The organism is Pseudomonas sp. efr-133-TYG-103a (genome assembly GCF_030209235.1).
Lineage (GTDB): Bacteria > Pseudomonadota > Gammaproteobacteria > Pseudomonadales > Pseudomonadaceae > Aquipseudomonas.
The window spans coordinates 1-21,740 of record NZ_JARVSK010000015.1 but is presented as its reverse complement, the minus strand read 5'-3'; the positions used below and the strand labels follow the sequence as shown (position 1 = coordinate 21,740).

Below are 21,740 nucleotides of genomic sequence, written 5' to 3'. Positions count from 1 at the left end.
CGAACAGCGGATTAACTTCTTTCACACACCCATGCACCTCCTGCCGAGCGTCTCTGGCCCGGTCTTTTTTCGTTGGCAGATGTTGTTATTCAGAAAGCGTTTTTGTTGACGAAGCCTTTGAAGAGCGTCAGCAGGATGATTTTCATGTCCAGCCAGACCGACCAGTGCTCGATGTACTGCAGGTCGAATTCCACGCGCTTTTGCATCTTGTCCAGCGTGTCGGTTTCGCCACGCCAGCCGTTGATCTGCGCCCAGCCGGTGATGCCCGGCTTGACCTTGTGTCGCAACATGTAGCCGGACACCTGCTTGCGGTATTGCTCGTTGTGCGCCACGGCATGCGGGCGGGGGCCGACGATCGACATGTCGCCGCGCAGCACGTTGAAGAACTGCGGCAGTTCGTCGAGCGAGGTGCGTCGCAGAAAAGCCCCCAGCGGCGTGATGCGACTGTCATTACGAGTGGCCTGCGTCACCACATCGCCGTTTTCCTGCACGCTCATGCTGCGAAATTTCCAGACCATGATCGGGCGTCCGTCCAGCCCGTAACGACGCTGTCGGAACAGCACCGGGCCGGGCGAAGTGAACTTGATCGCCAAGGCGATGAGCGTCAGCGGCAGGGCGATCATGGTCAGGATCATGCTCGACAGCACGATGTCTTCGATGCGTTTGACCATGCTCCAGGCGCCGTCCATGGGCGAGTCGAAAATGCTGATGCTGGGCAAGCCGTTGATGCTTTCGCTGCGCGCATGCAACAACTCGAACATGAACACATCCGGGATCACGTACACCGACGCCGTGGTGTCGCTCAGGCCTTTGATCAGTTCCTGCAACCGGGCCTGGGCGCCCAGCGTGAGGGTGATGTAGACCTTGTCGATCTTGCCGTCGCGGGCGTCCTGAATCAGTTGATCCAGATCGCCGAGCACCGGAATGCGCCGACCGATGCGCGCCAGGTCCATCTGCTCCGGCGACTCGTCGTAAAAGCCCAGCAGATTCAGACCCATCCACGGCGCGCTTTCGATCGACATCGCCAGACGCTCGCCGCAGTGCCCGGTGCCCACCACCGCCACGCGGCGGGTGTTGAAACCGTGGCTGCGCAGCGCATGAAGCAGGCTGCGAATCGCCAGCCGATACCCGCACAGCCCGACCAGCACCGTGGCGAACCATGCCATCTGACTGTCATTGGCGAGGTCGTCCGGTTGCAGCAGCATGTAATCGACGAACAACAGCAGGACGAACGCCAGGCCCCAGTAATTGGCCACCTTCAGCACCTCGCGCAGGATGCGTTCCCCGCGCCAGGAGCCGTACAACTGGTGGTATTCCGCCAGCCAGTGAAACGCCACGGTCGCCAGCAGGATCTGCATCCAGGCTTCAGTGCCCATCGGCACGCCGGTCAACACGTTGATGCCATAACCGCCAACGGCGATGACCGCCAGATCGAGCAGGCGATGGGCAACGGACAGCGATGACTGATGAGCGTGCAGGATGCCGCGTAATGGTGTGCTCATGTTCAAGGCTCGCTCAGACGGATTTGATCGGAACAACGCGGGCGGAGAGTTCGTTGGCGACCAGCGCGGGGCTGATCTGAATGGTCCGGATCGGCACCGGGTGACGGGTCTGGCGCGCCGCAGTCAGGCGCACTTCGACGAACTGGCGCATTTCGAGCTCGAAGCGCGCTTCGCTGAACCGTTCGGCATTGGCCCGGCACGCCTGGGCGGTGATGCGCGAGCGGTTGGCCTCGAAGGTCTCGACGGCGGCCATCAGCGAGGGCACGGTCTGTTCGGGATAGAACACGCCGGTCGGTTGCGGGTGGTCCAGGCCGCAGACGGTCTCCAGCACGCCACCCTTGCCGAAGGCAATGACCGGCGTGCCGCAGGCTTGCGCTTCCACCGGGCTGATGCCGAAGTCTTCTTCGGCCGCGAACACGAACGCCTTGGCGTTGCTCATGTGCTGCTGCAGCACCGCGAACGGCTGAAAGCCCAGCAGCGTGACATTCGGCGCATGGGCGGCGACGGCTTTGGCCTTTTCCATTTCGGGGCCTTCGCCGACCACCACCAGACGCTTGTCCGGCATGGCTGCGAAGGCTTCGATGATCATCGGCATGCGCTTGTACGGGACCATGCGCGAGGCCGTGAAGTAGTAGTCCTGCTTGTCTTCCTGCAGGGTGAAGCCGCGGGTGTCCACAGGTGGATAGATGACGGTGGACTCGCGACGATAAGACTTGGTGATGCGCGCGCCGATGAAGTGCGAGTTGGCGATGAAGTCATCGACGCCGGCGGCGGTGCGCTGATCCCACATGCGCATGTAGTGCAGGATCATCCGCGCGACCTTGCCTTTGAGGCCCATGCTCATGTTGGCCTCTTTGAGGTATTGATGCTGCAAGTCCCAGGCATAGCGGATCGGCGAATGCACGTAGCTGATGTGCAGTTGGTCAGGCCCGCACAGCACGCCTTTGGCCACGGCGTGGCTGCTGCTGATGATCAGGTCGTAACCGGAAAGATCCAGTTGCTCGATGGCCATCGGCATCAGGGGCAGGTAGCGCTGATATTTGGTGCGTGCCTTGGGCAGGCGCTGAATGAAGGTGGTCTTGGCGACCTTGCCGCCCAGTTGCGCGCGGTCCTGATCGCTGAGGAAGTCGATGACGGAGAACAGATCCGCCTCGGGCCAGATTTTGATCAACGATGCCAAAACCCTTTCGGCACCGGCATACGTCACCAGCCAGTCGTGGACGATTGCTATTTTCATTGGAATTCTTCTCTGCATTAACGGCTGAAGGAAACCCGGCACATCGAGCGAAGCTCGCAGGGGTGTTCTCAAAGCCTTTCCATTTGCGCAGGCGCTACTTCAGACGCTGATCGGCTGCGTCTTGGCTTTGCGATTGTTGAGGCGTTTTCCAAGCTGGATGAAGGGATGTTCGATATAGCGAAAGCACAGGTGAGCGGCGCCCAGTGTCAACAGCGTGGCGCACAGCGCGATCACCAGCGCCGACGCTCCGGTCTTGCCCAGCAGTAATTCACTGAGCATGCCCATCGACGGGTGCAGCAGGTACAGCGAGTAACTCACCGCGCCCAACCACACCAGCGCGGGGTGGTCCAGGCGCACGCTGCGGGTCAGCAACAGAAAACTGCTGATGGCCACGGCGTAGGTGAAGCAATAGCGGCCCCAGGTTTCCCCGGTGCCCATGTCTTTGTTGTAAGCCATGATCAAGGTCGGCGGCAGCAACACCGCGAACGCGATCAGCAGCCTCTTCAGCTGTCGGGTCAGCGTCGGGCTGTGTTCGGCGAGCAGCCACTGGCGCCAGACTGAGCCGAAAAACATCAGCGACAAGGCCAGCGGCAAGGCCACCGGCAGCTTGCGTTCGGTCACTTCGCGCACCGCGGCCATCGCCAGGCCCAGCAGCAGAAACGCCAGCGAGCAGCGCGCGCGAAACACCAGGTCGTACAGCTTGCCGGCCAGAAAAAGCGCCAGGCACAGTGCGTAGAACACCAGCTCGATGAACAGCGTCCAGTACAGCCCGACGACATCATCAAAGCCCAGTGCCGCCTGCACCATCGTCAGGTTCGCCACGATCTGCGGCCAGGACGGCAACGTCGCCCCGCTGAGTTTGAGCATCAATACAAACAGTAAAAGTGAAAGCCAGTAGGCCGGGTACAAGCGCATGAAGCGCGAGATCAGAAACCGCTGGGCGCCGTCCGCAACCGGCTTGAGGCTGTACGGAATCACCACGCCGCTGATCATGAAAAACCACAGCACGCCCAGTTTTCCGGGATCGATCAGGTTGTCGAACACCCAGACGTGGCCAACGACCGGCACGAACAAATGGGTGAACACCACCAACAAGGCGGCGATGCCGCGTAGCGCATCGAGATAAGCCAGGCGATTCATGGGCGTGCCTCAAAGCTTGCTGGAAGATTCACGACGCAGAGCGTCACTGCTCGTACTGCTGCGGCGGTCGCGAGACTGGCTCAGCAAGGCATCGATGCGCTGGGAAACACGACGTGCCGATTCATCCCAGGAGAACCGCGTCACGTTGTTCAGGCCTCGGCGACGCAGTGACTGGCGCAGCGGCAGATCCGTGAGAATGCGTTCCATGGCGGCGGCCATGTGGCTGACGTCCAGCGGATCGAAATACAGGGCGCTGGCTTGCAGCACTTCGGGAATCGAGGCCGCGTTGGCCGCCAGAACCGGGCAACCACAGGCTTGCGCTTCAAGGGGCGGGATGCCGAATCCTTCGTAAAGCGATGGGAACACGAACGCGGTGGCGCCCTGGTATTCGCTGATCAACTGTTCATCGCTCAGACGTCCGAGGAAGCGGATACGCGGATCGCGACTGGCCAGGCGTTGCAGGTTGTCGTCGGAAAAGATGTCGCTGGCGCCGCCGACGATGTGTAACTGCAGATCATCGTGATTGCGCAGCATCAGGAACGCCTGAATCATCCGGCTGAAGTTCTTGTGCGCGCTGGGCGAGGACACCGCCAGCAGATAGTCCTGTTTATCCTTGAGCGGCGGTCCGGGCTGAAACGCCTCGCTCACGGCGTTCGGCACCACGAAGATCTTCTTTTCCGGGTAGTTGTAGAACTGCGCGATTTCGCCTCTGGAGAAGTTGCTGACCGTGATCAGCGCCTTGATCCGCGACAGCATGATCGGCGTCATGGTCCGATACAGCAGGCGAAAGGTGCGGGTGTAGCTTTCCGGGTGACGGACGTACGTGACGTCGTGATGGGTGGCGATCTGGTTGCCGTAGAACAACGGTGCGGTGCTGCACAGTGACACCAGCAGCGGGTTGCCGTGGCGACGCAGGTACAGCGGCAGGTCCACTTGTTCCCACAGATGGCCGCTGTTCCGGCCGATGCATTGCACGTCCAGGACGCGCGCCGTGTCGTGCATTTTGATGCCATGCGGCGCGACGAATACCACATCGTCCCGCAGTTGCCTGAGCGCCAGACAGGTCTGTTCCGCGAAGCGCTGAACGCCGCGCAGTTCCTGAGTAAGAAAGCGTGCATTGATCACAATCATTGTGGTCGACCTGTTGAAGAGGTGAAGGGCTCGTGCACAAGGTCCGGGAGCACGGCGAATGAACCGGTGCTCTATGCTGCGGACCGCAAATCGGTGAAGCGAGATCAGGGCAAGGCGAACAATGCCGGGCGGGTGCCCAGGCTGATTATTTTCGGGAAATCGTCGATCGGCACTTGTGCCGAGCAACGCCCCTCGTTGCAATTCCACGGGATGCCGCTGTCGACCACGCCGCTTTGCGGCTGACGGGTGTCCAGGTATTGCACGTTGCCGTGCAGCACGCTGCTGGCTTCGACCTTGATCGATCGGGGCAGGCCGGCAGTCCAGGCAACGATGATCTGCTCTGAACCCTTGGCGAAACGCAGCAGGTATTGCGAGTCGATTTCCCGGCTCTTTTCGGCGTCGTAACGGTATTGATGCAAGGTAGGGCTGATGGCCTTGAGCGTCAGATATGCCTGTTTGATGCTCAGGTCCTGATTGAGCAGACCGAAATTCTGTTCCGGGTCGCTGTCGTCGGGGCCGTCATTGAGCAGGCCGTTCCACCACATGCCCTTGATATTGGGCATCGTCTGGACCAGAAAGAAGCTTCGTGCCAGAAACGCCGCCTGGGTTTTTTCATCGCCGCCGCAACGTCCGTCGTTGCTCGGCCAGCCCATTTCCGTCAAGTACAGCGGCACCGGGCTTTTGTTTCTGCTCTTGTCCTTGAGGTCTTCGCTGATCCGTCGCAGCCAGGCGATCCAGTTCTCCGGCGTGTTACGCTCGTCGGAGCGGCAGTGCACATACGGGTGCAGCGACAGGCCGTCGACATGATTGAGAATCCCCGACTCCACCAGCCGGTCGGCAAACCCCAGGTCCATCCCCTGGCTGGTGACGGCACCGGCCAGGATCACCATCGGCCGCTGATTGGTACGAATGCGCCGGGACGTCTCTTCGATCAATACGCTGTAGTCCTTGGCGAAGGCCGGATCGACAGGGTTTTCCTTGTCCCACTCGTTCCATATTTCGTAGAAATCCACGCTGTCGGTGAGTTGCCGGGTGACGAAGCTTGCATAGTTGCCGTAAGCATCGCGCACCGAGGGTTTTCGTGGCTTGGCGTAGTTGTCATAAAACGGGTTGCCGTAGCCGAGCACCAGCAAGGGCCGCAAATGATGCTCTTGCGCTTTGCTCAAATAGGCCTGCCAGGCCGGTTCAATCCTCATGACCCCTCGTCGGGGCTCGGCGCTGGACCAGTAGGCGTCATCGCGAACCGAATCTACGCCCGCCGCTTCGAGCAATTGCAGGGCTTTTGCCGAGGTGGTGTTTTTATTCATCAGGTGCGTGTCGACCCCGATGATGAATGTTTCGTCGGCAATAGCGGAGCAACTGATGAATGAGCCCAGCAACAGGACCGTCAATGGTCGTCGTAACCTTGTCAGGTGTTTGATGGGCATGGTTCGTCTCAATGAAGAGGCACGGTCCGGAGCGCTTGCTCAGGTAGGTCTCGGGCCGTCGGGTATCGGTGTGGCATCGCGTCCAGGCATGCCGGCCATCTTCAGACGGGATGCGGCATGACGTTCTGGTCGCGCTGGGCAAAGTTGTCCAGCACTGTCTGGGCGAAGATGCTTTCGTAACTGTCGAGCATCAGTTCCAGGTCCAGCAGCGCCGCGACGCTCACCCGCGCCTGACCGCTCAGGCGGGCCAGCAACTCCGGCTGCTGATGCAACCTGAGCATGGCGTGGCCCAGTGAATCCGGGTCATCGGGGCTGCACAGCAGACCATTGAGCGGGTCCTGAATGATTTCCGGCAGGCCACCCATGCGGCTGGCGATCACCGGGACCGAATGGGCGCAGGCCTCGACCGCGACCATGCCGAACGGCTCGTTCCACACCGACGGCACGACGGCCACGTCGATCTGGCTGTAGAACGCCTCGGGCTTCTGGTAACCCACGAAACGGATGTTCGGTGAGGTGGCCAGTGCCTTGAATGCGGCCTCGTCTTCAGCCTGTCCGCGTCCTGCGATCTGCAGCGTGGCGTCGAACGGCAGACGCTGGAACTGCTCGATCAGCCAGCGCACGCCTTTCTGCTGGGACAACGTGCCCATGTAGCCGAAGCGCAACGGCGCCTTCTTCAGCGCAGGATCGCGCTGGCGCTGCTTGTACGGCGCGTTGTGAACCGGCGTGTAGGGGCTGGCGTTGTGCACCACGTAATTTTTCGCGGCGCTGAAATAGCCACGCTTTTGCAGCTTGTCGAGGATGAACTGGCTGACCCCGACCACGGCCGATACCTGAGCCGAGCGGGCATCATGGTTCTTGCGAAAGGACTGGCAGGTGCCGCATTGCTGCTGGCAGCACTGGCCGCGCTTGAACATGTTGCTGCTGGGGCACATCAGGTACATGTCGTGCAGCACCTGAACGATCGGCAGGCCTGCGGCGGTGATTTCGTCCCACACCGACACCGACCAGCCTGCCAGGTTGTGGCAGACGACCAGTTGCGGTTGTTCGTCGTTGATCACCTCCTTGACGTAGCTGCGCATCGCGCCGTTGTAGCGGTCACGCAGGTGCCAGCCCAGGCGCGCCAGACGGCCGGGGCGCTGGGCGCTGAACTGCCAGTAGAAGTTATGCAGACCAGCGCGGTAGACCTTGACACCGTTGACGCTGTCGACGGCCAGGCCCGCGTCAGGACCGGTCACCAGCACGCTGACCTGACAGCCGCGTTGCTGCAGCCCTTCGACGGTGCGCTGAAGGATGATTTCCGCGCCGCCGCCGACGTGGGGTGAGTACAGGCTGCTGATGAACAGTATTTTCATAATGGATACGACTGATTCAGACCCAGTACGCCGGACTCACCGTCACGGATGGCTTTTTCGATCAGACCCAGACGCTCTTCGGCGCCGCGCCGCTTGGCGATGAGCCTGAGCAGGCGGAAGAACACCCAGCGGTTGAGGCTGTACAGCAGCGAGGAGTTGGCCCAGATGTTCTTGTCGAACCAGGCCTGATTGCGCGCGCCGTAATAGGCACGCAGATCAGAACCGCCCAACAGGAAGCTTTCGTAGATATTGTTGGTGCGCGCCTTGATGTTCCACGAGTTTTCCAGATCGTCGAGCAACGCGTCGGGGACCAGGAAAATCCGTCCGCCACCGGCCGTGATGCGCCAGGTGTACTCGCTGTCGTCGGCGTAGAGCATCAGTGCGTCCAGCGGCAGGCCGATGCGCCGGTACAGGTTGCGATGGGCCAGCAAGCCGCCGTAAGTGGCGAACGGCAGCTGCACCATCGGCAGTTTGCTGTGCGGGCTCTGCGGCGCGCCCCACGGCAGGCGACGCCAGATCTTGTAAGGCAGCTGCGCGATGTGGAAACCGAAGAAACTCGACCGCCGTTGAATGGCGAAACGCTCGGGCACACCGGCTGCGATGTCGGCCTGATGGGTCGGACGAAAGCCCAATACCGCGGCCTTGTCTTCGCCGTCGAGGCGTTTGCGCTCATCGAGCACCTGATGCAGCGTGGCGATGGCATTGATGGTCGGCGCATTGTCGTCGTCCATCAGCCAGATGTGCTCGGCGCCGGCATCCAGCGCCGCCTGGATACCCACCGAATAACCGCGTGCCGACCCGGTGTTCTCGTGCATGTAGATGACACTGACCTGGTCCGGCCAGGTGCGGCGCAGGGTGTCCAGCGGCGACGTGGACGCGTTGCTGACAATGATCACGCGATCGATCAGCGGGCTTTCCAGCGAACGGCTGACCAGCGTGTGCAGGTAGTTGAAACGGTCACCATAGGTGAGCGTCACCAGAGTCGTTTTAGGGGTCATGGTGAGTTCCGGGCAAAGAGGGTTCAAGAGGCTGAAAGCGTCAGCCTTGGGAAGTCAGGTTGGGTGGATCAGGGGAGCGTAACGGCGGGCCCTTGCAGGAGCGACCGGGGTGGCGCTCCTACCGTTGGAGCGCGGTGAATCCCGGATCAGACCCGCGCTTCCATCCGCGTCAGGCTGCTGACCGGCAAGGTCACTTTCTGTTCGCGGTGCAGCAGGTTGAGCAGAATCACGGCGCGTTCATCACCGTCGCACGCCAGGAAGATCGCCTCGACTTCGTTGAACCCGTCTGCGGTGATGCGCACCGCTTCGCCTTGCTGGAACTCGACTTTCGCGGGTGGCGCGAGCAAGCGTTCGCGAATCTGCTCGATCAACTCGTCCTTGACCGGAATCGGCAGGCCGCCAAACGTCACGATGCGGGCAACGCCACGGGTGGAACGGATCGGATACCAGTTGTCGCTGGTCTGGTCCATGCGAATGAACAGGTAGCCAGGGAACAGCTCCTCTTCGGCGGGGGCTCGCGAACCGCGTTTCTTCTCGCCGTGCTTGACCGGGCGGTAGCACTCGAAGAACTGACGTTGCAGATGCTCCTGGGCGCGGGCTTCCTGACGGGGTTTGGTCTGGATCAGGTACCAACGCGCTGGGTTGGTTGAAAGGCTGGCGGCTTGAGGCATGTCCATTTACTCCACTGCAATCCGGTTTGACAGAGTTGAAACAACGTCAGGGTATTGCGCCATCCTGCACATCGCGCCGGGTTCGGTCTGCGGCGGATGCTTGTCCAGCTGATACTCGGTCAGCATCTGCTGCACCTGCTCGACGCAGTTGAACATCAGTACGTCGATAATCGATAAGTTCGCGACGAAAGGTTGCCTGAACTGCCGATACTCCACCGGATCCATCCGGAAAAACCTGATCAGCAGCCGGTTGCGCGCAAAGTGATCGCGGTCGTAGACCACCGAACCGCCTTCTGGCGTGATGAACGTCGTCGCCTCGAACGTGTGCGCGATGCGGATGATGCGCTCCTGCTTGTCGACGGGGTTGCCGAGAATCAGGTCCGAACTGCGCATGATCGGTGTGACGATGTGTAGATAAGCACACAATTCGCGAATCGCATGCTCGGCGTACAGCGCGATGTTCTGTTGCGGAAAACGGATCAGCCGCTCGATCAGAGGCATGACCTGAGCGAAGTAGGGCGCTTGCTCGTAACACTCGGCGATCAGCCGGATCAGTTTTTCGGCCTCGTCACTGAAGTGATCGCACAATTGCCGCTGATTGATTTGCAGCTGGAAGCGGTCTTTCTTCAGGGGAAAGGTGATCAGCCGAGCTTCGTTGTTCTGCAGAATGCGGTTGCGGTTGACCCAGCCCGACCGCACATATTGCAGATCGTCTCCCAGGACGAAGACGTCTGCGGCCGCGATGAGCTGGAAGTAGCCCAGGTACGGAAATAAATAAGGTTGCATCACTGCGATGGTCCTGGCCATTTAAGTCTCCTTTACTTCGGAACAGGTTTACTTGCGAACCGTGGTGTAGTCGTATCCATACGCTGCGCAGTCGTAGTCGGCGGTCGAAGCCTTGCGCAGTACGCCGTTGAAAATCGCCCCTTTGATCACGATGCCGTTGTGCATCAGGCGGCGTTTGCAGGCTTCGATTTCCTTGGCCGTGCTCAGGCCGAAGCGGGTCACCAGCAAACAGGTGCCGGACTGGCGGCCCACCAGCGTCGCGTCGGTCACCGCCAGAATCGGTGGGGTGTCGACGATCACCAGGTCGTACAGCGGCGAAAGATCGGAGATCAGCTTGTTGAAGTTGTCGTGCATCAACAGCTCCGACGGGTTTGGCGCCGCGAAACCGCAGGAAATGAAATCCAGGTTGCGCACTTCGGTGTGGTTGATCACTTCCTTGCTGGTCAGGCGCGCCGCCAGCGTGTCGGACAGGCCGTGCTTGGGCGTCAGGTTGAACATCTTGTGCAGATAACCCTTGCGCATGTCGGCGTCGATCAACAGCACGCGCTTGCCGGTCTGGGCAATGATCACCGCCAGGTTGCTGGAGACGAACGACTTGCCCACGCCCGGCGTCGGGCTTGAGATCATCAGCACGTTGTTGCGCGCTTCGAGCATGGCGAAATGCAGGCTGGTGCGCAGGCTGCGCAATGACTCGATGGCCAGTTCCGTCGGCGCGCTGACACTCAGCAGGCGAGGTTCCTTGTTCGCCGAGCGGTTCTGCGCGACCGCTTTGTCCATGCGTTCCTGATGGCGCGAATAAGGCAGCGAGGCATAGACCGGCATGCCGAGGTTTTCGATGACTTCAGGGTTGTCGACGCCGCGATAGAACGCCTGGCGCACGAACACAGTGGCAACCGCCAACAGCAGACCCACCAGCGCCGCCACCAGCACGATGATTTTTTTCATCGGCTTGACCGGTTCTTCGACATTGGCGTCCGCGTTGTCGATGATGCGCACGTTGCCGATGCTGCCGGCGCGAAGAATGTCCTGCTCCTGACTCTTGTCCAGCAACAGGGTGTAAGTCTGCGAGGTCACCTGCATGTCTCGGTTCAGACGCAGCAGCTCTTGTTGCGTGGCGGGCAAGGCTTCGATTTTCTTCAGCAACGCCGCCTTCTGCGCTTCGACCTGACCGATCTGCGCCATCAGGCCGCGGTAGGTCGGGTGTTCCGGCGTATACAGGCGCTCGACGTCGACGCGCTTCATCTTCAGGTCCGACAGCGTGCCTTCCAGCTTGACCACCTGGTCGAGCACCGATTTGGTCTCCACGCTCAGGTCGACCGATTTGGCGCCCATCTGGAAGTTGTTCAGCGCAATTTCCGACTGTTCCAACTGCTTGCGCACGGCGGGCAATTGCGAGCGCAGGAACTCAAGGCGCTGCGCGGCTTCGGCCGAGCTGCGCTCAACGTTCTGACGCACGTACAGGCGGCTGACTTCGTTGAGGATGCGTTTGGCGAGGATCGGGTCAGCGTCCTGAATCGACAGGTAGACGATCCCCGAGTCCTTGCCGGCTTCCATGATTTTCAGGCGGTCCTGATATTCCAGCGCGGCAGTCAACGTGCGTTGACGGGTCACGATGAACTCGGTCCCCGGGCGACCGTTGAGGGCGGCGACCTGAATCTTCACGCCACTGCCTTCGACGGTTTCACCGACCGGGCCGCTGAGCAGTTTGTTGTGATCTTCGTCGTACAGGCTGAAGCTGCCGGGCTTGTCGACGACCATCGTCAGCTTCTCGCCGAGCAGTGCGTCAGGCACTTCCAGCTGGAAGATGTCGATCTTCTCTCCACCCCACGCGAAGCTGTTCAGACCGAACAGCGGCTCAGCCTGGGCGCCCTCGCGTTCGGGCTTGAAGCGGCGCGCCATGAAAGGCCCGATGCCCGGAATGTACTTGGGCTTCTGCACGATATAGAGCTTGAGGTCATCGACGACCTTGCCCAGCACGGCGCGGGATTTGATCAGCTCGATTTCAGTGGTGGCCTGAGACACCGACAGCGGTTTGGTGCTGATCTCGGTGCGGCCCTCAATGCCGATTTTCTTGGGTTCGATCTGGATCATCGCGTTGGCCTGATAGATCGGCGTGGCGAGGATCGCGTAGGTCAGTCCGAGCAGGACGCAGAGGCCGACGATCGATGCAATCAATCCTTTGTGATCGAAAAGTGTGCGCAAGATAGTTGCCAAATCGATCCGGGAGTCCTGGACCTCGTCCAGGGAAGTACGGTTCATAGCGGTCATTTATCTTGGATCTCCTGACTGAAGATAAGGAAGCCAGTCGTCGACGCAACGCGAGAGCTGCTCGTAGGTCTGTTCAAAGGCTAGTTTCGGGCGCCGGTAGGGATCGGCGATTTCCAGCTCTTGTTGCCATTTGCCGATCAGAAACGTCTTGCCGCGCACTTCGGGCGCCAGCTTGAGCACGCTTTGGGCCTGGCGATGCTCCATGAGCAGAATCAGATCTGCGTCGTGGAGCATCTGCCGGTCGATCTGTCGGCTTCGATGCTTGTGGGCGGGCACGCCGTTGACTTGCAACACGGCCTGCGCCAGTGGGTCCATGGTCGAACTGAGCATGGCGTGGGTCCCGGCTGAGGAGAACGTCACGCCTGTGTCGATCGCGCGTTGGCGGAACATGGCTTCGGCCATGGGGCTGCGACAGATGTTGCCGACGCAGACCACCAGCACGTTACTGAACATGACCTTTACGCAAGGGAGTCATCAGTCTTTTGCTGATGTTGGCGCTGAAGTTCTGCCCGACCGCCAGCAGCGTCTGCATCTTGCGTTTGGGCGTGATGGCCGACAGCGAATACTCCACCAGCTCCATCAGGAAGTGTTCGTACAGCTCCTGATTGCCCAGCCGGTTGTAGTAGTTGGCCAGGGCGCCCGAGGTCTGCAGCGCCATGTGCAATTTGCGTTTGTTCGAGCGCATCGAAAACACGCCGCCGGGGTGCAGGCGGTAGGCCGCAGGCTTGATCTCACCCATGAACTTGCCTTTGCCGTAGGCGCCCAGCAGCGACCACCAGACCAAGTCATTGAGCGGCGCCGCCTGCAACTCCTTGGGCAAGGTGTCGAAGACATTGCGGAACACCGTCGTCAGGGTCGAGATCGGCCGCGCTTTCTGCAGCTCGAGGGCGGTGGCATCGCCCCGCAGCTTGCCTTGCAGCTGAATCGGATACTGGCCATTGGTATCGAACGGGATGGCGTCGTGATAAGTCAGCACGTAATCGGGGTGGCTTTCGAGGAAGTCCACCTGGATCTGCAGTTTGCGCGGATCGGTCCAGTAATCGTCGGCTTCGCAGTAAGCGATGTAGCGGCCGCGGGCTTCGCCGAACAGACGCGGCACCGACGGATTGCCTTGCGAGTACTGGTTCGTCTCGTGATAGAAGGGGCGGATCAGCGTCGGGTAGCGTTTGACGTAATCGGCAATGATGCGGGCGGTGCCATCGGTCGAGGCGTCGTCGTTGACCAGGATTTCGAAGTCGAAGGTCGTTTGCTGCATCAGGAAACCTTCCAGCGTCTGAGTGACGTAGGCTTCCTGGTTGTAGGCTGGGCAGACGATGCTGACCAAGGGCGCGGCAGCCGGCGCGTCGCTCGTGTTTTTGCTGTTGGCATCCATGGCTCAAGTACTCGCTTTGCTGAACAAGACGGAAATTTTCGTCACCAGTGGCTTGTAGCTTGCTGCTACCACCATCAGCGTGATCAGGCCGCTGACGGCCAGACCCATAAACAGGTTGAAGCGGTTTTCGTTGGCGATCAGGCGCATGACCGGCTCGCTGATCGCCAGCCCCACGGCGGTCATCACGCAGATGCGCAGGATGTCGCGCAGCCATTGGCCGTGAATGCCCGGCGCCAGTCGCTGATGCACGATCATCGGCCAGATGGCGAAGGACACGGCCCGCAGCACGAACCAGGCCAGTGCCGCGCCCAATGCACCGGACTCGCGAATCGCCAGGAACATCACCGGCACCGTGATCAGCGCCGACACGACGCTGTACCAGACATGCAGGCGCATCTGCCCGTAGGCGTACTGCAGATAGAACTGAAACGCACTGACGGCCATGATTGCGCTGCCCAGCGAATACCAGGGCAGAATCGAACGGCTCCAGGCGGCGGCCGACTCATCCCCCGACCAGGCGAACACCATGTCATGCGGGTGCAGGGCAATCAGCGCGGCCAGCGGAAACATGAACGTGCAGACGAACCGGTTGGCCGCCAGAAACAGCGTGTGCATTTCGTCGCGACGACCTTCGGCCATCAGCACCGTCAGGCGCGGCAGCAACGTCTGCGCCAGCGGGTTGCTCAACATCATGATCCCGGTGGTGATCAGGGCCACCAGCGAGAAGTAGCCGTATTCATTGAGCGGCAGCAGCTCGGAGAGCAGGACTTTGTCGATCTGTGTCAGCACGATCCACAGCACCGCGGTGCCGGACATGCTCACCGCAAACGGTATGATCGGCTTGACCAGATGCCAGTCGAAGCCTGTCAGCCAGGACGGCGTCGGCATCTGTTGATAGGCGCGGGCCGCGAAGAGCGCTGTTTCGACCACGCCGACCAGCACCTGAAACTGGAAGAACGTCACCGGATCGTTGGAGATCGTGCTGACCAGCACCAATCCACCGAAGTAGCGCAGCGTGGCGATGAGCACGTTGGCGATGTTCAGCCAGGCATGCTGTTCCAGCCCTTGAATGCCGCTTTTATACAGCGTCGAGTACAGCCGCAACGCGATCACGATGCCCATCAGGCCGATGCACTCGACCAGCGTCTGGGTCGACAGCTCTTTGGCGTTGAGCCAGTGCACGGCGATCCATTGGCTGCCCACGTACATCGCGATGCAGCACAGCGCGGCCAACGGCAGAAAAATGATCTCGAACGAACGCAGCAACCGTCCCGAATAACGGTCCAGTCGGTCGCTGCCCTGCTGGTGCGCGACGGCCCGCACCAGGCTTGGCGACAGTCCTGCGTCCAGCAGTTGCAGCCAGGCCTGGACCACCGAGAAGAACCCGATCAGGCCGTATGCCTCGGCGCCCATATGGCCAAGGTAAAACGGCATGATCAGAATCCCGATCAGCAGCGTGTAGGCCTGGCCGGCATAGCTCAACGCAGTGTTGCGTATGACTGAGCGCTTGGTCTGCATGGGATGTCCTTTTCGCCAGAACGTGAGCGTAAGTGCAGTCGGCCGTCAGATGACCTGGGCCAGCGACGGTACGCGGTATGGCATGCGGGTCGTGGCGCATTCGGCGATCACCGTGTTGATCACGCGTTCCTGATCTTCCGGCAGCAGGCCCGGATAAATCGGCAGGCACAGCACGCGTTCGCTCAATGAGCGCGAAGCGGTTTGCGCCGCCTGCGGTTGCAGGTATTCGAGGGTGTCCAGCGACGGGTAAAAATAACGCCGAGGATTGATCCCGTTGGTGTTCAGCGCCGAACGCAGACGCAGCAGCTGTTGTTCGTCGCTCAGCGCGATCGGGTAATAACTGTTGTTGAGCTGACTGTCGTTTTCCGCTTTCTGCAGGTCGACGTAGTCGTTCAGGCGAGTGGTGTAGCGTTGGGCGATTTCCGCGCGCTGCTGAAGAATGTTCTCGATATCGTCGAGGATGCACAGACCCATCGCAGCGGAGAATTCGTTGAGCTTGGCATTGATGCCGATGCCGTCGATCTTGTCGACGTCGACGATGCCGAAGTTGCACAACAGGTGAACACGACGCGCCAGTTCGTCATCGTTGGTGATGATCGCGCCACCTTCGATGGTGTGAAACAACTTGGTCGCGTGGAAGCTCAATGTGCTGATGTCGCCCCAGTTCAGCACTGACTGACCGGCATGGCGCACGGCGAAGGCATGGGCGCCGTCGTACACGACTTTCAGATTGCGCCGACGCGCGATCTCTTCGATGCGCTCGACCGCACAGGGATTGCCGAACACGTGGGTGCCGACGATGGCCGTGGTGTCGGAAACAATGCGGCTCTCAATGTGCTCCGGTGAAATGTTCCAGGTCTGCGCGTCGATGTCGGCGAAGATGGGGCGGATGCCTTCCCATTGCAACGAGCTGCTGGTAGCTACGAAGCTGAATGGCGTGGTGACCGCGCTGCCGCTCAGGCCCAGTGCGCGATATGCGACTTGAAGCGCCAGCGTGCCGTTGTTGGTGAGGATCACATGCTTGACCCCCAGATAATCCTTGAGCCGTTGCTCCAGCTCACACACCAGTGGCCCGTGGTTGGTCAGCCAGCCACGCGCATAGATGCCTTCGACGTACGTCTTGAACTTGTCGATATCGCCCAGGTAAGTCTTGGTTACGTTGATCATCGAAGTCTCCGTTTCTGATGTAATGCTTGAGAGCTTTCACGGCAGGGGCATGCGAAGCAGTGAGGTGCAGCATCGTGCAGCGGCTCAATCGGTGTGCGTGGGCGTCGAAGCGGGCGGCGGGTTGCCCGCCTTGTTGCTCATTCGGCGCGCCCGGCTCTGGTTGATTCTGAGAATCAGGCGTGTCGCCAGGCTGCCGGTGTGCGGGTCACCGAAATGGAACAATGCCGTGGCGCGCTTCAGGCCCGGGCTGCATGCCTGGTTGGCGTGCAGGGTGCGGTAGCCCCAGAAGAAGTAAACGTTGCCGGGCTCCAGACGCAGCACATAAGGCTTGAGCCAGTTGCGTTGCATGCCCTTGATGATCCAGCTGCGGGTGATCTTGTTTTGCAGCAAGGCCTTCTCGATCACGTTGAACAACACCCAGGCGCGCACGCGCCGAATGTTGGGGAAGAGCATCAGATCGCCACGCTCCTCGCCCTCGGTGGGGATGAACACGGGAATCAGCGCAGTGACCAGGCTCGCGTCGTAATGGAAGCTATTGGACTCGCGCTTGCCTTGATTGCCCTGTACGCAACGCAGCACCGGGAAGATCCGCTCACTGGCGGCATCACGTCGGGCGGCATGCTTATAAAGGCGGCCGAGCAGCGCCTTGAACTGGGGGTCGCTCCAGTAGCTGGCCAGCAAGCTGTCGCCCAGACTGGCCTCGCCGTGGTAGGCGAAATATTCGCCGTGGTGCTTGCGCGCCTGCTCATCGGTCCACAGCCGCAACTGCTGCAAGTCAGACCCGCTGACTGCGCCGGTCATCTTCGCAAAGCCGTTGGTATCGATTTCGTCAGCCAGGCGTCGGGCCAGCTGCTCATCCATGTCGAAAGATAAAGGCATTGCGTTGCGTCCTCGCATCAAGTGGACCGTTGCAGCCGGGTATCGGGCGCCAGACACGCTACCGCCCGAATCTGCAGATCCTGCCGTTGTATCCAGAAGGGTGATGCTCGTCGGTCATGCGCCCGGGAACCGAGCGTTGAAAACCGTTGGGCAAAGCTACCGCCCCGCCGAGCACTTTCAGCAATTCGAAAAACATTTCTTGAACCCAAGAAGTGCCCACCGGCGCAGGAAACACACCGTTCAGGTCATTAACTTCTTTGGCAGGTACAACGTGATGAAGTCGAAATGTCTTCCGCACGCGGCTCTTTGGCTGCGCTGATAAAACGGGAAAACATTGGACACGCCTATATATCGACGGCGGCGCAGTTCCTGTCAAATTATTTCGCCAACATTCTGTTAAGTTTTTGATAAGCGGGCCGAATGCAATCGTAACTAGTTGATTTTTAAAGCAGTCAAAAATCCAGCGGAGTGCTCGCACAGCTAAATGACGTTTTTCCGCGGGGTGCCTGGCGGCGCCGGCAGCGTCGAAAAAGGGCTTGGGAGGCATTTTTCTAACGTCAGAAGTCGGACGCGACAGGGGAGTAACAAAATTATGGCGTTCAATAATTGAACGGTTGGCGAGGGCGTTAGTTGTCTTAATTCGGGCAGGCGTAATAGCCGGGGAATTGAAAACTTAACCGTGGTTCATATGAATGTTGCAGATTGATATAAACCGTCCGTATTTATTTAATATTCATGACCAGGTCGTAAACTTTCCATTGAGTCAATGGTCGGGGAGCGCAGTCGTGACATCCCGGGTTGCGTCGCTGCGGTTGCTCAGCCTTCATGCCTGCTCCATTATCGGGGCCGTGCGACGCAAATATTTCGGGTCAGCAGGAGATTCAATGAATACGCAGTCCAAACCCACTGGAGTGGTGGCGCAACGCCTGGCGCAGGCACGTGAGCTGATGAGTCGTGAAGGCATCGACGCCTGGCTGGTGCCCTCGGCCGATCCTCATCTCTCGGAATACCTGCCAGGTTACTGGCAAGGTCGGCAGTGGATGTCGGGCTTCCACGGTTCGGTCGGCACCCTGATCGTCACCCAGGATTTCGCAGGCGTCTGGGCCGACAGTCGTTACTGGGAGCAGGCCAGCAAAGAACTCGCTGGCAGCGGCATCGAGCTGGTCAAACTGCAGCCGGGGCAGGGCGGCCCGCTGGAATGGCTCGCCGAGCAGGCGAAGACCGATTCGGTGGTCGCAGTGGACGGTGCGGTGCTGGCCGTTGCATCGTCCCGCACATTGGCGAGCAACCTCTACGCCCGTGGCGCAAGATTGCGTACCGATCTCGACCTGCTGACACAGTTATGGGACGACCGCCCGCAACTGCCAAACCAGCCTGTTTATGAGCACGTCGCACCTCAGGCCACCGAGCTTCGCAGTGAGCGACTGAGTCGCCTGCGCACGGCGTTGAGCGAGAAAGGCGCGGACTGGCATTTTCTCGCAACCCTGGATGACATCGCCTGGCTGTTTAACCTGCGCGGCGCAGACGTTTCCTACAACCCAGTGTTCATTGCCTTCGCGTTGATCGGGCCCGACAGCGTCAACCTTTTCGTCGCGTCGGACAAAGTCGATCCGCAGCTGCGCAAGGTGCTCGAAGACGACGGCATCACGCTGCATGAATACACCCGCATCGGCGCTGCCTTGCGCGAAGTCCCTCGTGATGCCCGGCTTTTGGTGGATCCTGCACGGGTTACCTGCGGTTTGCTCGATTATCTGGACAGCGAGGTCACGCTGGTCGAGGGCCTTAATCCCACCACCTTGTTCAAGTCGCAGAAAAGCGAGGCCGATGCGCAGCACATACGCAAGGCCATGGAACAGGACGGTGCAGCGTTGTGCGAATTCTTCGCCTGGCTGGACTCCGCGCTGGGCCACGAGCCGGTCAGTGAACTGACGATTGATGAAAAACTCAGCGCGGCTCGCGCCCGCCGGCCTGACTACATTTCCCAGAGTTTCGCCACCATCGCCGGCTTCAATGGCAACGGTGCGATGCCTCACTACCGCGCCACCGAGCAGGAACACGCGCAGATCGAGGGCGACGGGCTGTTGCTCATCGATTCCGGCGGCCAGTACCTGGGCGGCACCACCGACATCACACGCATGGTCCCGATCGGGAATCCTGCGCCAGAGCAAAAACGCGACTGCACGCGGGTGCTCAAGGGTGTGATCGCCTTGTCGCGGGCGCATTTTCCGCGAGGCATTCTGTCGCCTCTGCTGGACGCCATTGCGCGCGCGCCGATCTGGGCCGAGGGCGTCAACTACGGTCACGGCACCGGCCATGGCGTCGGTTATTTCCTGAACGTGCACGAAGGGCCGCAAGTCATCGCCTATCAGGCACCGGCGACACCGCAAACCGCGATGCTGCCGGGCATGATCACGTCCATCGAGCCGGGTACCTATCGTCCGGGGCAGTGGGGCGTGCGCATCGAGAATCTGGTGATCAACCAGCCGGCGGGGAAAACCGAGTTCGGCGAATTCCTCAAGTTCGAAACCCTGACCCTCTGCCCGATCGACACGCGCTGCCTGGAAATTGACCTGCTCACTGCAGAAGAGCGTGACTGGCTGAATGATTACCACGCAGAAGTCAGGAAGCGTCTGTCGCCACTGCTCGAAGGCGTCGCGCTTGACTGGCTGAACCTTCGTACAACGGCTGTCTGATCCTGGTCGTTCACCACCGCCTTCCCGGCGGTGGTGCTGTCAGCCTATGAAGGGCTCAAGGCTCAGGGCTTCGCCGGTTTCTTGCAGATGATGATCATGCTGCGGCTGGTGTATCCGGCGGGGTTGAGTCCCAGCGGGTATTCGCCCGGGTCTTCGGCTGCGTCGCCGGATTTGGCAATCACGCGGTATTGCTTGGATTCGCAGGAATTGGTCGCCATGTCGTAGCACTGGCTCCACGAGGAAGACAGGCCGGAACAGTTGATGTGAATGCCTCGCTTGCCCTTGACCGGTTTAGACGTAGCCGCACAGCCCGCGACAGCCAGCGCTGCCAAGATGATCAAAAAGTACTTCATTCACTTCCTTACCTGAGCGGGGAATTCCGTTCAGTCTCTAGCCTGAATTCGCTCACATGCCCAAAGCCTGACAATCGCGTCCGTTCCTGGTGAGGCTTCATAATGGAGAGGCGTACAGGCGTAAACATGGCGCAATGGCGTTACAAATGCTAGTGACATCGTGTAACGAATGAAAAACAGGCTAGTCTGCGGGAACCAGCGTGACCGGTTCAGGGCGGGTCGTCAGGGTGGCGCCTACCGATGCAACGATGATCGCGCCGATGGCCAGCCACTGGGTCAGCGACAGGCTTTCATGCAAAAACATCATCCCGGAAAGTGCGCCGACCGCGGGCTCCATGCTCATTAACGTGCCGAATGTCCGAACGGGCATGCGCGTGAGAGCGATCATTTCCAGCGTGTAAGGCAGCGCGGTGGACAGTAAAGCAACGCCGAGTGCGACCGGAATCAGCGTAGGGTCGAGCAGGGCGCTGCCAGCGTAGGTCGCCCCGATGGGCGCCATCACGATCGCGGCGATCACGACGCCAAGGGCAGCCGTCTGCACGCCATGATCTGCGCCGGCTTTCTGTCCGAACAGAATATAGGCCGCCCAGCAGACCCCGGCCCCCAGTGCATAAAGAGCGCCGGTCATATCCAGCCCGCCTGCCTGTCCGATCGGGATGAGCAGCGCCAGGCCCGTAACCGCCAAGGCGATCCATATGAAATCAGTCGCTTTGCGAGAGTGATACAGCGCGACCGCCAGAGGGCCGGTGAACTCCAGCGCAACACCAATGCCCAGCGGAATCGTGCGGATAGCCATATAGAAGAGGAAATTCATGCCACCGAGCGCGATCCCGTATATAAGCACTGTGCGCAGTGAGCTGGCGGTGAACGTGGTGCGCCATGGACGCAGAATCAGGACCATCAACACGCTTGCGAACGTCAGCCGCAGTGTCGTCGTTCCTTGGGCGCCAATCAGTTGAAACAGCGACTTGGCCAGTGATGCACCGGTCTGTACCGACGTCATGGCGATAAGCAGCATGCCGACCGGCAAAACGATCGAACTCAGGCTGCGTTGTTTTGCATTCATTGCTTTGTGGTAATCCGTACAGAAGGGGGAAGTCGGGAAGCGACGCGCATGATGCTGAAGAATGGAGGAATGAGCAATATAGTGCTCAATAATCTTATTCCCGTCGATTTTGAAATTAGTGCTTGACGCCCCTCTCAATGTCTCTATAATTCGCCCCACTTCCGGCGCAGACGAAAC

18 protein-coding genes are annotated in these 21,740 nt (G+C 60.2%); 1 reads left to right on the top strand and 17 read right to left on the bottom strand.

All coding sequences use genetic code 11. The features are described from left to right. Positions 1–89 precede the first annotated feature (89 nt). The 15 genes from QRN36_RS13185 to QRN36_RS13115 all read right to left on the bottom strand — a co-directional run bounded on the left by QRN36_RS13185 (position 90) and on the right by QRN36_RS13115 (position 17,451). A complete protein-coding gene (locus QRN36_RS13185; protein ID WP_285424434.1) occupies positions 90–1,502 on the bottom strand; it encodes an undecaprenyl-phosphate glucose phosphotransferase in 1,413 nt (470 codons plus the stop codon). 13 nt (positions 1,503–1,515) lie between these two features. Further along, positions 1,516–2,739, bottom strand: a complete 1,224-nt coding sequence (locus QRN36_RS13180) for a glycosyltransferase family 4 protein (protein ID WP_285424433.1) — start codon at positions 2,737–2,739, stop codon at positions 1,516–1,518. Between the two features lie 99 nt (positions 2,740–2,838). Then, on the bottom strand, positions 2,839–3,879 hold the full coding sequence (locus QRN36_RS13175) for an acyltransferase (RefSeq protein ID WP_285424432.1): 1,041 nt from the start codon (positions 3,877–3,879) through the stop codon (positions 2,839–2,841). Positions 3,880–3,888: 9 nt separating this feature from the next. Next, positions 3,889–5,010, bottom strand: coding sequence for a glycosyltransferase family 1 protein (locus QRN36_RS13170; protein WP_285424431.1), 1,122 nt, complete (start codon positions 5,008–5,010; stop codon positions 3,889–3,891). Positions 5,011–5,114: 104 nt separating this feature from the next. Next, complete coding sequence (locus tag QRN36_RS13165; RefSeq protein WP_285424430.1) at positions 5,115–6,437, bottom strand: hypothetical protein; 1,323 nt, start codon at positions 6,435–6,437, stop codon at positions 5,115–5,117. Positions 6,438–6,538: 101 nt separating this feature from the next. Beyond that, positions 6,539–7,792, bottom strand: a complete 1,254-nt coding sequence (locus tag QRN36_RS13160) for a glycosyltransferase family 4 protein (protein WP_285424429.1) — start codon at positions 7,790–7,792, stop codon at positions 6,539–6,541. After that, the gene (locus tag QRN36_RS13155; protein WP_093469873.1) at positions 7,789–8,790 is read right to left on the bottom strand and encodes a glycosyltransferase; all 1,002 of its coding nucleotides are present in this window, start codon (positions 8,788–8,790) and stop codon (positions 7,789–7,791) included. The genes QRN36_RS13160 and QRN36_RS13155 overlap by 4 nt, the downstream gene beginning before the upstream one ends. Positions 8,791–8,936: 146 nt before the next feature. Further along, positions 8,937–9,461, bottom strand: coding sequence for a transcription/translation regulatory transformer protein RfaH (gene rfaH / locus QRN36_RS13150; protein WP_093469981.1), 525 nt, complete (start codon positions 9,459–9,461; stop codon positions 8,937–8,939). 6 nt (positions 9,462–9,467) lie between these two features. Then, positions 9,468–10,268 carry a WbqC family protein gene (locus QRN36_RS13145; RefSeq protein ID WP_285424428.1) on the bottom strand — a complete coding sequence of 267 codons (801 nt, stop codon included), beginning with the start codon at positions 10,266–10,268 and terminating at the stop codon, positions 9,468–9,470. Positions 10,269–10,295: 27 nt separating this feature from the next. Next, positions 10,296–12,515, bottom strand: a complete 2,220-nt coding sequence (locus QRN36_RS13140; protein WP_093469862.1) for a polysaccharide biosynthesis tyrosine autokinase — start codon at positions 12,513–12,515, stop codon at positions 10,296–10,298. Further along, positions 12,516–12,968 (bottom strand): low molecular weight protein-tyrosine-phosphatase, encoded by a 453-nt coding sequence (locus QRN36_RS13135; RefSeq protein WP_093469859.1) that lies wholly within the window; start codon positions 12,966–12,968, stop codon positions 12,516–12,518. After that, positions 12,958–13,887 carry a glycosyltransferase family A protein gene (locus QRN36_RS13130; protein WP_285424427.1) on the bottom strand — a complete coding sequence of 310 codons (930 nt, stop codon included), beginning with the start codon at positions 13,885–13,887 and terminating at the stop codon, positions 12,958–12,960. The genes QRN36_RS13135 and QRN36_RS13130 overlap by 11 nt, the downstream gene beginning before the upstream one ends. A gap of 3 nt (positions 13,888–13,890) precedes the next feature. Continuing rightward, positions 13,891–15,405: a lipopolysaccharide biosynthesis protein gene (locus tag QRN36_RS13125; RefSeq protein WP_285424426.1), complete on the bottom strand. Its 1,515-nt coding sequence runs from the start codon at positions 15,403–15,405 to the stop codon at positions 13,891–13,893. A gap of 45 nt (positions 15,406–15,450) precedes the next feature. Further along, entirely contained in the window at positions 15,451–16,572 is a 1,122-nt protein-coding gene (locus tag QRN36_RS13120) for a DegT/DnrJ/EryC1/StrS aminotransferase family protein (RefSeq protein WP_285424425.1), read from the bottom strand. A gap of 84 nt (positions 16,573–16,656) precedes the next feature. Further along, positions 16,657–17,451 (bottom strand): hypothetical protein, encoded by a 795-nt coding sequence (locus QRN36_RS13115; protein ID WP_285424424.1) that lies wholly within the window; start codon positions 17,449–17,451, stop codon positions 16,657–16,659. An 884-nt stretch (positions 17,452–18,335) separates the two neighbouring features. On the opposite strand from QRN36_RS13115, the gene QRN36_RS13110 reads away from it, so the two are divergent. Continuing rightward, complete coding sequence (locus tag QRN36_RS13110; protein ID WP_285424423.1) at positions 18,336–20,144, top strand: aminopeptidase P family protein; 1,809 nt, start codon at positions 18,336–18,338, stop codon at positions 20,142–20,144. 62 nt (positions 20,145–20,206) lie between these two features. Here the strand turns inward: QRN36_RS13110 and QRN36_RS13105 are convergent, their stop codons facing one another. After that, the gene (locus tag QRN36_RS13105) at positions 20,207–20,497 is read right to left on the bottom strand and encodes a hypothetical protein (RefSeq protein ID WP_093469841.1); all 291 of its coding nucleotides are present in this window, start codon (positions 20,495–20,497) and stop codon (positions 20,207–20,209) included. Between the two features lie 181 nt (positions 20,498–20,678). Further along, positions 20,679–21,563 (bottom strand): threonine/homoserine exporter RhtA, encoded by an 885-nt coding sequence (gene rhtA / locus QRN36_RS13100; RefSeq protein ID WP_285424525.1) that lies wholly within the window; start codon positions 21,561–21,563, stop codon positions 20,679–20,681. Positions 21,564–21,740 lie beyond the last annotated feature (177 nt).

What these genes read in the sequence shown, in the direction of transcription:
- QRN36_RS13185 (WP_285424434.1), bottom strand. Translation starts at nt 1,502, where the DNA reads ATGAGCACACCATTACGCGGCATCCTGCACGCTCATCAGTCATCGCTG.
- QRN36_RS13180 (WP_285424433.1), bottom strand. Translation starts at nt 2,739, where the DNA reads ATGAAAATAGCAATCGTCCACGACTGGCTGGTGACGTATGCCGGTGCC.
- QRN36_RS13175 (WP_285424432.1), bottom strand. Translation starts at nt 3,879, where the DNA reads ATGAATCGCCTGGCTTATCTCGATGCGCTACGCGGCATCGCCGCCTTG.
- QRN36_RS13170 (WP_285424431.1), bottom strand. Translation starts at nt 5,010, where the DNA reads ATGATTGTGATCAATGCACGCTTTCTTACTCAGGAACTGCGCGGCGTT.
- QRN36_RS13165 (WP_285424430.1), bottom strand. Translation starts at nt 6,437, where the DNA reads ATGCCCATCAAACACCTGACAAGGTTACGACGACCATTGACGGTCCTG.
- QRN36_RS13160 (WP_285424429.1), bottom strand. Translation starts at nt 7,792, where the DNA reads ATGAAAATACTGTTCATCAGCAGCCTGTACTCACCCCACGTCGGCGGC.
- QRN36_RS13155 (WP_093469873.1), bottom strand. Translation starts at nt 8,790, where the DNA reads ATGACCCCTAAAACGACTCTGGTGACGCTCACCTATGGTGACCGTTTC.
- rfaH (WP_093469981.1), bottom strand. Translation starts at nt 9,461, where the DNA reads ATGCCTCAAGCCGCCAGCCTTTCAACCAACCCAGCGCGTTGGTACCTG.
- QRN36_RS13145 (WP_285424428.1), bottom strand. Translation starts at nt 10,268, where the DNA reads ATGGCCAGGACCATCGCAGTGATGCAACCTTATTTATTTCCGTACCTG.
- QRN36_RS13140 (WP_093469862.1), bottom strand. Translation starts at nt 12,515, where the DNA reads ATGACCGCTATGAACCGTACTTCCCTGGACGAGGTCCAGGACTCCCGG.
- QRN36_RS13135 (WP_093469859.1), bottom strand. Translation starts at nt 12,968, where the DNA reads ATGTTCAGTAACGTGCTGGTGGTCTGCGTCGGCAACATCTGTCGCAGC.
- QRN36_RS13130 (WP_285424427.1), bottom strand. Translation starts at nt 13,887, where the DNA reads ATGGATGCCAACAGCAAAAACACGAGCGACGCGCCGGCTGCCGCGCCC.
- QRN36_RS13125 (WP_285424426.1), bottom strand. Translation starts at nt 15,405, where the DNA reads ATGCAGACCAAGCGCTCAGTCATACGCAACACTGCGTTGAGCTATGCC.
- QRN36_RS13120 (WP_285424425.1), bottom strand. Translation starts at nt 16,572, where the DNA reads ATGATCAACGTAACCAAGACTTACCTGGGCGATATCGACAAGTTCAAG.
- QRN36_RS13115 (WP_285424424.1), bottom strand. Translation starts at nt 17,451, where the DNA reads ATGCCTTTATCTTTCGACATGGATGAGCAGCTGGCCCGACGCCTGGCT.
- QRN36_RS13110 (WP_285424423.1), top strand. Translation starts at nt 18,336, where the DNA reads ATGAATACGCAGTCCAAACCCACTGGAGTGGTGGCGCAACGCCTGGCG.
- QRN36_RS13105 (WP_093469841.1), bottom strand. Translation starts at nt 20,497, where the DNA reads ATGAAGTACTTTTTGATCATCTTGGCAGCGCTGGCTGTCGCGGGCTGT.
- rhtA (WP_285424525.1), bottom strand. Translation starts at nt 21,563, where the DNA reads ATGAATGCAAAACAACGCAGCCTGAGTTCGATCGTTTTGCCGGTCGGC.